This is a genomic window from Enterobacter sp. SA187 (genome assembly GCF_001888805.2).
GTDB lineage: Bacteria > Pseudomonadota > Gammaproteobacteria > Enterobacterales > Enterobacteriaceae > Enterobacter_D.
On sequence record NZ_CP019113.1, the window covers coordinates 4,076,005 to 4,086,901 of the forward strand.

The 10,897-nt window shown below is 60.2% G+C and carries 6 protein-coding genes and 1 pseudogene; all 7 read right to left on the reverse strand.

Annotation, left to right across the window (positions count from 1 at the left end; genetic code table 11):
• Positions 1 to 36: 36 nt before the first annotated feature.
• A complete protein-coding gene (menE, locus tag BMF08_RS19600; protein WP_072569184.1) occupies positions 37 to 1,395 on the reverse strand; it encodes an o-succinylbenzoate--CoA ligase in 1,359 nt (452 codons plus the stop codon).
• The gene (menC, locus tag BMF08_RS19605; RefSeq protein WP_072569185.1) at positions 1,392 to 2,357 is read right to left on the reverse strand and encodes an o-succinylbenzoate synthase; all 966 of its coding nucleotides are present in this window, start codon (positions 2,355 to 2,357) and stop codon (positions 1,392 to 1,394) included. The genes menE and menC overlap by 4 nt, the downstream gene beginning before the upstream one ends.
• Positions 2,357 to 3,214, reverse strand: coding sequence for a 1,4-dihydroxy-2-naphthoyl-CoA synthase (menB, locus tag BMF08_RS19610; protein WP_072569186.1), 858 nt, complete (start codon positions 3,212 to 3,214; stop codon positions 2,357 to 2,359). The genes menC and menB overlap by 1 nt, the downstream gene beginning before the upstream one ends.
• 9 nt (positions 3,215 to 3,223) lie before the next feature.
• Entirely contained in the window at positions 3,224 to 3,985 is a 762-nt protein-coding gene (menH, locus tag BMF08_RS19615; RefSeq protein ID WP_072569187.1) for a 2-succinyl-6-hydroxy-2,4-cyclohexadiene-1-carboxylate synthase, read from the reverse strand.
• The gene (gene menD, locus BMF08_RS19620) at positions 3,982 to 5,652 is read right to left on the reverse strand and encodes a 2-succinyl-5-enolpyruvyl-6-hydroxy-3-cyclohexene-1-carboxylic-acid synthase (RefSeq protein ID WP_072569188.1); all 1,671 of its coding nucleotides are present in this window, start codon (positions 5,650 to 5,652) and stop codon (positions 3,982 to 3,984) included. Before menD ends, menH begins: the two co-directional genes overlap by 4 nt.
• Positions 5,653 to 5,740: 88 nt before the next feature.
• Positions 5,741 to 7,033 carry an isochorismate synthase MenF gene (gene menF, locus BMF08_RS19625; protein WP_072569189.1) on the reverse strand — a complete coding sequence of 431 codons (1,293 nt, stop codon included), beginning with the start codon at positions 7,031 to 7,033 and terminating at the stop codon, positions 5,741 to 5,743.
• 182 nt (positions 7,034 to 7,215) lie between these two features.
• A pseudogene (locus BMF08_RS21510) lies at positions 7,216 to 9,123 on the reverse strand (autotransporter outer membrane beta-barrel domain-containing protein); the annotation flags it as partial.
• Between the last annotated feature and the right edge of the window lie 1,774 nt (positions 9,124 to 10,897).

Sequence of the window (10,897 nt, forward strand, 5' to 3'; positions counted from 1 at the left end):
TAGGTCGGGTAAGCGCAGCGCCACCCGACATTGAGTTCACACCGTCGCCACCCAGTGCTGTAAGGCGCGGCGGGAGATTTTGATGCCGCCCTGCGCCAGGTGATCGGGCAGCGGCAACCAGCGGATCGGTTGCTGGAAGCGGGCCAGTTTATCCCGGCACCAGTCGGCCAGCGCTGACGACGGGTAGCCGTCCTGCAACTCCACCACCGCCACGGATCGATGACCAAATTCGGCGTCCTCTTTGGGGACGATAAACACCTGCCGCACCTGTGGATGTGCGGCAATTACGCGTTCCACTTCTTCCGGCTGGATCCCTTCACCGCCGCTGAAAAACAGATTATCCATGCGGCCAGCAATGGTCAGACGATCGCCCTCCAACAGGCCACGATCGCGGGTGGCAAACCAGCCGTCGGCATTGCCCAGCGGCACCAGATTCCCGTCACGCCAGTAGCCCGCCGCCATGCTGGCCGCGCGCAGCCAGACTTCGCCATCGACGATTTTCACTTCGCGCCCAGGCAACGCACTGCCCACATCCGGCAGCCCGTCGGCTTCTTTGGCGCACACCGTGGAGGCGAATTCCGTTAAGCCATAACCGCACCAGCTGCGAATGCCGCGCTTGCGGGCGAGTTCTGTCAGCTCCACCGGGATGGCCGCGCCGCCCAGCAGCACCGCTTTCAGCGCCACGCTGGCGTTGTCGTTGAGTAATCGCCACAGCTGCGTCGGCACCAGCGAGGCATGGGTGCAGCCCTGCAACGCCAGCTGCAGAGGCATTTTTTCGCGCACGGTGATGCGCGCCCCCGCCAGCAGCCAGCGCCATAAAATCCCCTGTCCGGAGACGTGGTACAGCGGTAGCGAAAGCAGCCAGTCGTCCTGTTCACTGAAAGGCATCAGCGACAGCACGCCCGCCGCGCTCGCCAGATGCGCATCAGGCGTGTGCACCGCCGCTTTGGGCAGACCGGTAGAGCCGGAGGTCAGCGTCATGGTGGCGAGCCGCTGCCCTTCCCAGGGCACGGCATGATGGCCGCTAATTACGCCAGCTTCCAGACGCGAAAGCCCGGCGTAGTCGCCGTAATCCGCCAGATCCAGCGCATGGCGCAGCGTCATTGACGGCAACAGCTCGCGGAGAAGCCCGTCAGGTAGCTGCGGATTTACCGGCAGAATGCGCGCGCCGCATTGCAGCAGCGCCAGCCACGACAGCAGGGTCAGCGGATGATTACAGGCGCGCAGCATCACGCCGTCGCCGCACTGTACGCCCTGGGCGGCAAAGCCGCTCGCCAGCGCATCCACCCGCTCGCACAGCGCCTGCCAGCTCAGCATCTCATCGCCGAGGCGGATCGCCGCCGCTTCCGGGCGCTGTTCGCGCCAGTGTCGCCAGGGCCAGTCGTGAAAGGTCACAGCAGCGGCTCCAGGACGTCTGTTTGCAGGCAGGGCAGCGCGCTGTCCGGCCAGCGGCGCAGTAATTGCGCCTGCATCAGGTTAAGCGTATCCAGACCTGGCGTGGTAGCTGGCGTCAGCCAGGCGGCGATGCGCGCCAGCTGCGTCAGGCCCAGGCTGGATTCAAGAGAGGAGCTGATCACCGCCGTCAGGCCGAGGGCGTGGGCCGCTTCAACCTGCTGGCGCACTTTTTCGAGACTGCCGGTCAGCGTTGGCTTGATCACCACCGCGCTTATGCCCTCCTCCGCTATAAAGGTAAAATCATCCTCGCGCAGGCTTTCGTCCCAGGCGATGGCGATGCCGGTGTCACGGGCAAAGGCGCGGGAATCATCACGGGTTTTACAGGGCTCTTCGAGAAAAGCGATACGATGGCGATGCGTCGGGTTGACGTATTTGGCGAACTGCTGGGCTTTTAGCGGCGTCCAGGCGCGGTTGGCGTCGAGGCGTAAATGCAGCTCCGGCACCGCCTCCAGTAACAGATTGACCACCATGCCATCGCGCACCGCTTCATACAGACCGACTTTCACCTTCGCCACTTTCTCGCCCGGCATGGCGGCAAGGGCGACGATCAGCTCGTCCGGATCGCCGGTACAGAGCGGCGCAGCGCGATAGTTACCTGCCGCGGGTAATTCATCGTGCAACTCCGCCAGCGCGCAGCTTAATCCAAAGGCGGCGGAAGGCGCTGAGGGCCAGGCCGGTGAGTCGCCAGCCAGCCAGGCGTTTACCCAGTCCAGCGCGGCGCGCTCTGCGTCCGCCAGTGATTCACGGCTGAAGCCCGGCAGGGGGGCGATCTCGCCCCACCCTTCCCGCCCGCCGTCACGCAGCTGCACCAGCAGGCCATCGCGGGTTTTCAGACGCTGTTCACGCAGCACGACGCCCGCATCCATCGGCAGCTGCCAGCGGTAAACCTGCGCCTGACGCATTACGGATTCCGTTTGTATTTGCTGAAGTCGGGCTGGCGTTTTTCGTTAAACGCGTTGCGGCCTTCCTGACCTTCTTCGGTCATGTAGAACAGCATGGTGGCGTTGCCCGCCAGTTCTTGTAAACCAGCCTGGCCGTCGCAGTCGGCGTTCAGCGCCGCTTTCAGGCAGCGCAGCGCCATCGGACTGTTTTGCAGCATTTCTCGACACCAGCGCACGGTCTCTTTTTCCAGATCGGCAACCGGCACCACAGTGTTGACCAGCCCCATCTCCAGCGCGGCTTTAGCGTCGTACTGACGGCACAGGAACCAGATCTCACGCGCTTTTTTCTGCCCGACGATGCGCGCCATATAGGATGCGCCCCAGCCGCCGTCGAAAGAGCCGACTTTCGGGCCGGTCTGACCGAAGATAGCGTTTTCTGCCGCGATGGTCAGATCGCACATCATATGCAGCACATGGCCGCCGCCGATGGAGTAGCCCGCCACCATCGCCACCACCGGTTTCGGACAGGTGCGGATCTGGCGCTGGAAATCCAGCACGTTGAGATGGTGCACGCCGGAGTCATCCTGGTAGCCGCCGTAGTCGCCGCGCACTTTCTGATCGCCGCCGGAACAGAAGGCTTTATCGCCTTCGCCGGTGAGGATGATCACGCCGACGTTATCGTCGTAACGCGCATCTGCCAGCGCCTGCATCATCTCTTTTACCGTCAGCGGACGAAACGCATTACGCACCTGCGGACGGTTAATGGTGATTTTCGCAATGCCATCGGTGGACTTGTGGTAGCGGATATCGGTGTAGCCTTCGGAACAGTCGAGCCACTCAACCGGCGCGTAAAGCATTGTTTCATCTGGATAGATCATAAGGATTCCTTAGTGAAGACGCAGAATATGCGCCAGACGGGCCGCCACAGCGGCGGGGTTTTCCCGGTGGGCGTTGTGTCCGGCGTCAGCAATTAACAGGCAAGGCGCGGCGAGTTCATCGCCGATGGCGCGGAATTTCGCGTCGTGCTCGCCACATAAGTAGTAAAACGGGAAATGTCGCTCACTTAGCGCGGCGCGCAGATCCGGCTGGCGTGACAGCGAGGTGGCGTCGAGCATGGCGGCAAGCGCGGTACCACTGTTGTGCTGACGTAACGCCACCAGCGCGCGGCGCTGTTCAGCGCTGAGGGACGCAAAAACCGGCTGCTGATACCAGTCGATGAATACGTCCTCTGATGGTTCATGGCGAAACCGCGCCGCCCAGCGGGCGTCGTTTTCCGCGCGCTGGCGACGGGCGGCGGCATCGGTTAATCCCGGATGCGCCCCTTCGACAATCAGCCCTGCCAGACCCGGCGGTTGCGCACAGGCGTGATACATCCCGAGGCGACCGCCGAGGGAGTAGCCGATGAGCCAGTATTTTAGTATGTTGTAACTAAGAAGGGTGTTACTGAGCAACGCGCTGACCTGCGCAAAATCCGCCGCTGTAATATCTGCCGAGCCGCCGTGCCCCGGCAAATCAATATACAGCCGGGAATGATCGCGAAACTGCTCGCCCACCGGCTGCCATTCGCGGTGATCGCCGGAAAAACCGTGCAGGAACACCAGCCACGGCAGCGCGGCGTTAGCGGCTTCAGCGCGGGCATGCAGGATCATAGCTGGCTGACTCCCGCCAGCAGTTGCTGGAGCGTCTGCGCGCCGTCGGTTTCGCTGACCACCAGTTCGATAATCGTCGCCTGCGGCCTGCGCCACGCCTGCGTCAGCGCCCCGTCCAGCGCCTGCCAGCTTTCCGGGCGATGGTAATGCAGGCCAAACATGGCGGCGGCATGTTCAAAATGGACGTTCTGCGGCATCTGGTAAAAACGTTCGCGTTCAGCTGGCGGCGTGGGCAGCAGGGAGAAAATCTGCCCGCCATTGTTGTTCACCACCATCAGCACGAAGGGTGCGGAGACCTGGCGCAGTAACGCCAGGCCATTGAGATCGTAGAGCGCGGAGAGATCGCCGACGATGGCCAGCGTCGGTTTACCGCTGGCGCGCTGCACGCCCGCCGCGGTGGAGAGTAAGCCGTCGATACCGCTCGCCCCGCGGTTGCTGTACACCGGATAACCCGCGGGCAGCTGCCCGAGCGCATCCACCAGACGCACCACCAGACTATTGCCTAAAAAGAGCTGCCCCTGTTCCGGGAGATAGTCCGCCAGACGGTGCGCCAGCTGCGCCTCGCCGAACGTCTCACGCTGCGCTTCCACCGCCTGCCAGGCCTGTTGCGCCAGCGCCGGGATGTCGCTGCACCAGGGCGCGCGAGGTTCCGCCGGATGTTCATCCAGCCAGTCGCCGATGGCGGACACCAGCCGCCGTCCGCGATGATGCGCGGGATCAAGCCGTCCCGGCAGGTTGTCCACCAGCCAGTACTCTTCCGGCTCGCAGGCGGCCTGCCACTGAAGCAGCCGTTTTCCGGTCAGGCTGCTACCTAACTGGATAACAATCTGCGCCTGCGCCAGCTCGGTTACCGCGCGGGCATTGCCCAGCCACAGATCGGCACAGGGCAGCGGTTGGCCGGTCTGCGACAGCACGTCGCCAATCAGCGGCCAGCCGAGCGTCTGCGCCCATTCCGCAGCCTGTTTGCCTTCGGCAGCGCTCATCCGCCCGGCCACCACCACGCCGCGCTTTTGCCGCCAGAAAAACCAGTCGCGCTGGCGGGCGCTGTGTAGCCGGGTGTTTTCCCGCAGCCAGGGCTTATCGCTGCGCCACCAGTCGCCAAGCTGTTGTTGCCAGTCGAGGCCGGTGGCATCCAGTTCGCCATACAGCGGTTCGGCAAAGGGGCAGTTAATGTGTACCGCGCCGCAATGCAGCGATCCGAGAAGATTATCAATCGTACTCACCAGCCAGCGGGCGGGAATGTCCTGGGTCGGGCGCGGAAGCGACAGCGCCTGTGCGGGATGGGAGGCGAAGATACCAGGCTGGCGGATCGCCTGATTTGCGCCGCAGTCGATCAGCTCCGGCGGGCGATCGGCGGTGAGCAGGATCAGTTTTTCGCCGGTCAGCCCCGCCTCGATCAACGCCGGATAAAGATTGGCGACTGCGGTACCGGAGGTGACGATAACCGTCACCGGCTCGCCGCTGACCTTCGCCAGCCCGAGCGCCAGATGGCCGAGGCCACGCTCATCAAAATGGGTATGGTGAACGAAGGCTTTATTTCCTGCGGCGGCCAGCGTCAGCGGCGTCGAGCGCGAGCCCGGCGCGATGCAGACGTGTCGCACGCCGTGGCGGGTTAAGGCTTCGAGAATGACTTCGGCCCAGCGTCGGTTGAATGAGCTTACTGACATAAGTTTGTCCGGTATCAATATTACGGCACAGTATAAAGAACACAGAACGCCGGGTTTTTGATATGAATCGGTAATGAGTGAATCTGTCTTAATCCATCAGGAGTACGGAGCGCAAACCGGCCGCTTTGTTTTCGATCTCCTGCCATTCGAGTTGCGGATCGGAACCGGCGACGATCCCGGCCCCGGCGTAGAGCCGCACCCTGCCGCCTGAGACATGCGCCGAGCGCAGCGCCACGCAAAATTCCGTCTGCTGACCGGAGAGGTAGCCTGCGGATCCGGCATACCAGTCGCGGGAAAAGGGTTCATGCTGCCGGATAAATTCCTGCGCCGCCTCGCGCGGCAGGCCGGCCACCGCCGCGGTGGGTTGCAGCTGATGCAGACAGTGCGCGTCGTCCGGCGCGTTTAGCGTCATCCAGATGCAGCGGCGCAGATGCTGGACTTTTCGCAGGCGCACGACCTGGGCGGGAAGAATATCGTAGCCGTTACCCAGCGGTTCCAGCCGCTGACAGATATCCTCCACCACCAGCTGATTTTCCCGCTGGTTTTTGTCGTCTGCCAGCAGCCACTGGCCGAGGGCATGGGCGCGAGCGTCGTCGGCATGGTTTTCAATAGTGCCCGCCAGCGCTTCGGTGCGCAGCGCGCGGTCAATGCGCCGCCACAGCCGTTCGGGGCTGGAACCCAGAAACGCCTCCTGCGGGCTGAACGCTATATAAAAGTGATAACAGCTGAAATTGACGCTTCGGCTGGCGGCCATCAGCGCCGCAGCGTTCACCGGCTGGCTGAAGTGCAAATCGCTGGCGCGCGCCAGCACCACTTTGTCCATCTGCTGCCGTTCTATGGCCTCTGTAGCGAGACGCACCCGCTGGCACCAGCCGTCGTGATCCGGGCTGTGTTGCTCGCCGGTCAGATGGAGGTGCAGGGCTGAAAACGGCGTGGCGGGGCGTAACTGGTCAAGGAATGCTGCGGCGCAAATGGCATCGTCGCGCAGGGAGGTTTCACTCCAGAGAGTCAGATACAGCCGGGCCTGCTCGCCCTCACGACGCCATTCGAGACGCGGCAGGAACAGATCGCCACGCTGTGGATCGAAGGCGTTCAGCCCCCAGATGCGCAGTTGCGCATCGCCGCTGTGCTGTAGAAATGTTTGTGCGTCGGCAAGGGAGCTAAAGCGCCGGAGCGCGCCGAGGGCGGCAGCCTCGTCTTCATTGCCGCGCTGCTGCCAGTAAAACTGTGGAAAATGAGGTTGTCCGGCAAGCCAGGCGAGGGGATCGCGGGACTCGTCAAACGCCAGCGGAATGCACAGGCGGCGCAGACCGGGCTGGTCCGGCAACGGCGTTGCCAGTTGCTGTCTGAGCTGCCACAACGCTTCATCTATTATCGCCACGAATGATCCCACCCTTTTGCATAAACCCGGACATTATACGGGGTTGTTCGTGTAAAAAAAGACACCCCGCCGGGGCGGGGTGTTTTGGTTTGATGAGCTGGTTTTTGCCCGGCGGCTCTTCGCTTGCCGGGCCTACAGGTTGTGGCAGGCCGGGTAAGGCGCTGCCGCCACCCGGCAAACCATCAGAACTTATACTTGTAGTTCAGCATAAAGCCCTTGTCCTTCACGCCGTCTTCCTGCCACTGGAAGGCATCCGCCGTGAACTGCGCGTTACCGGCGCTGTATTTCACGCCCGCCATCGCCTGGCCGTTCACGCCGCCGCCCTGCTGGGCATCGTCAACGCTGAACGTCTGGCCTCTGGCACCCGCCAGAGAAGCCGTACGGTTGCTCTTCGCATAGCTCAGGTTCGGGCCGCCTTCCAGCGACGCTGTCGCTGCCCAGCCGTCTTCACCCGCGTAGCTCAGCTTCAGACCCACCACCGCATCAACCGCCGTTTCGCTGCTGCTGCTCATGCTCAGGTTGAAGTCGCCCGCGCCTTTCTCGCTGTAGCCGTCTTCCATGGTGTGACGCATTTTCAGACCGGCAAACGGCGTTACCGTCAGGCCTTCCTGCACCTTGAAGGCTTTTGACCCTTCGGTACGAAACTCCATGTACTGCTGGCGGGTGTCGGCGTTCGCCGTTTTGTTCACGTCGCCGTAACGTACCGCACGGTTGCTGTCGAAGTTATGCACGTCATAACGCAGGGCGTTATCCCAGTTCAGGCCGCCTTCCGTCAGCGGCAGGCTGTGCTTCAGCCCCAGGAACTGGCTGTAACCGCCCGTCACGCCGTTGTCGCCGGCGCTCATCGCATTACCATCACCGTCCAGACGGGCGATACCGTACTCCATGGTCAGCGTCTGGTTGTCACCGAACGCCAGGCTCTGGCGCAGCGCCAGCATGTCGTAGGTGGTGTCATTACCCAGCTCGGCACGCTTGTCACCCTTCGCCACCACGTTGAACGCCAGACCGTTATTCATCACCGGCGCCGTGTCCGCCAGCATGTCGAAGCGGTTGCTCAGGATACGCGCATCGCGGGATACGCCGGTCGCCTTGCTGCCAGATATCTGCTTCAGGGCGCTGGTCAGCTCCGCGCTGGTTGCCAGGTTCAGGCTGTTGTACAGCTCGTTGCTGGTGTAGGCCGCATCCAGTGCATTCGCCACGCTGTTGACGCTCGCATCGCCCGCCACGTCCGCATAGGCGTTTTTGGTCATGGTGACATCCACGTTACCGCTGGCGTCCTTCTCACCTTCCGCTGTCCAGACCACGCTGGCGGAGGTGATGTTCTGCTCACCCTGAATGTCTTCCCCGACAAAGACGTCGTTGAAGGTCACAGAGGTGTCCGCCGTACCCGCGGTAAAGCCGGTGTCAACGTTCACGTCCTGAATGTCAACGTGGCTCGCCGTCAGCGTACCCGCACTGCCGTCTGCGCTGGTGCCGACGGTGTACTGGTTGATGCTGCTGCGCAGACCGGTGCTCTGGGGTGCCACAGTCGGATCGGTCGGCAGCGTATAAGACGCGTAATGCGCTTCGCTCTTGTCTGCCGTATTGCCGTTAACCCCGGCAACCTCGACACCACTCTCTTTCACCAGACCGCTGCCGCTACCTTCCAGATTTACCGTGCCATTGTTAACGATACGCCCGTTCGCGCCCAGCTTGCTGAAGGCGTAAGAGTTGGACGCATAGATGTTGATCGCGCCGTTGTTCTCGATCACCGCGTCAGCCGTGGCGTTCGCGTCCAGCTGCATGGCCACCATGCCGCTTTCAGTGGTGCCTGCGGTACCCAGGTTAATGGTGCCGTTGTTCACCAGCTGGGCGTTATTGCTGCCCTTCATGCCGACTGCGTCGTTGCCATTCACGTTCATGGTGCCGTCGTTGACGCCCACATAGTTACTGTGCGTCAGACTGACCGCACTCTGGCCGGTTTGAGAGGCGGTAAAGTTCACCACCCCGTCATCCTGGTTCCAGAAGAACGCCTTGCTGGCAGCGGCATTATCCGCAGATCTTACTACAGAGGTCATTCCCGAGCCGTTGACCGTACCGTCGTTAATAAAGTCAGCCGTTCCGCCCCAGATATTAAACGCCGCCGCATGACTGCTGGCGGTAAAATTCATGGTCGCGCCCTTGTCGTTTTTCACGGTGCTGTTGTCATTCATATGAACAGCATTTTTTATATTATCACCCGTCATTACGCCACCAGCGGCGTTTTCAAACACGCTGTTCTTTTTCATCTCCAGCATGCTGGCATTCGCTTTGTCGGATGCGCTACCGAGCGAAAACGCGCCGCTGTTGGTAATATGTGCAGTGTCCCCCAGAATCGCGCCGCCTGTAATAATACCGTCGCTTACCACCTTGCCGGAAGCATTTACCGCAATACTTTGAGTGATGGTACCGCTGTTATTCACGGTCCCGGTAACAGTAAGGGGCGCATTAACGATTCCCGTCGCCTGGTTTTCAAGAGTGCCGTCCACAAATAGCCGGCCTGGACCATTCAGCGTGCCGGTATTACTTACCGTACTACCGGTTAGTATTACGCCACTTTTATCTAAGGTGGTAGTGTCGCTCAGAATGGTACCGTCAGCATATTCAATGGATGTGAATTCGTCGCTATTATCAGCAGCCGCCGGTACACCTGCACTTTCATTAACATTAATCTCACCACGGTTAATAATACGGTTATTCGCATCGCCGTCGGAATAAAAGGCAATCCCGTTTTCAGCGTTAATATTAATCACGCCGGTAGTATCGTTGATGGCGCTACCGCCCTCATATACCGCCATACCGACTAAGGGTTCGTCGCCGGTATAGTTTTCGTTCTGATTTAGGTTGATGGTGCCCTGATTAATGACGACGTTGGTGGCACCGACTGCTGCCATACCGGCACCGGCGTTATTAACAGTAATGATTCCACCCTCGTGGTTTATTGCGGTTCCGTTTTTGCCATGGGTATAGGTATTACCGGCCCCCATGCCAACGGCATAATCAATGGCTTTATCAGAGGGAACCCCTTGCGCATAAGTGGTGTCATCTCCTTCTGCCACCCATAATGCATCCGTGGTGATTTGCCCGTAGTTATCTGCCGTTGAATCCTGGGCATGTAATGCTTCACCGCGGCCATACAATGTGAGTGAGCCATTATTAATGGCCTGTGCGCCCTTCTGAGCCGTCATAAGAACGATGGAGCCTACATCATCATTCGTCATTTGACCGCTTTCGATGTCGCCCGCAGGCAGGATGCTTCCTCGGTTAAGCAGATATCCGGTAATGCTACCCTCGTTACGTACAAGGGATCCTTTATTCATGGCCGTTGGCCCTACCACCACGGCGCCATCCGTTCCTGCGGAAACCATCGTTTTTTCGAGCGTAATTTCGCCTTCGTTAATAAAGGTTGACCCGTTTGCGACCTGAGCAAAACCAATATCGTTGATACTGATCGCCCCCTTATTGACCATGGTGCTGTTAGTATCGATATAGCCAAGATAATTATAATTATAAAGCAGGTATTTATTTATGCTGGTTATATCGGTTTCGAGCGTGGCATCTTCGCTAATTTCAAAGTAACCACCATCAGAAACACCAATAATGCTCTTGAACGGCTGACCAAAATCACCATTTATAGACGACTCACCATGCAGATACACGGATGAGTTTCCGCTCACGCTAATTACTTTAGAGGAACTGGGACCATTTCGCTTATTTCCGGTTTCATTATCAGCCGTCTGATTTATTTCCCCGGTCAGTTCGATACCACCCATGATATCTACACGGTTGCCCTCTCCGGCGACCACCAGGCCAAAAATAGGCTCCTGAGAACCATCATATTTTGCC

Excerpts from the sequence above, each read along its gene's own strand:
- menC (WP_072569185.1), bottom strand. The coding sequence starts at position 2,357 with ATGCGTCAGGCGCAGGTTTACCGCTGGCAGCTGCCGATGGATGCGGGC.
- menB (WP_072569186.1), bottom strand. The coding sequence starts at position 3,214 with ATGATCTATCCAGATGAAACAATGCTTTACGCGCCGGTTGAGTGGCTC.
- menD (WP_072569188.1), bottom strand. The coding sequence starts at position 5,652 with ATGTCAGTAAGCTCATTCAACCGACGCTGGGCCGAAGTCATTCTCGAA.
- menH (WP_072569187.1), bottom strand. The coding sequence starts at position 3,985 with ATGATCCTGCATGCCCGCGCTGAAGCCGCTAACGCCGCGCTGCCGTGG.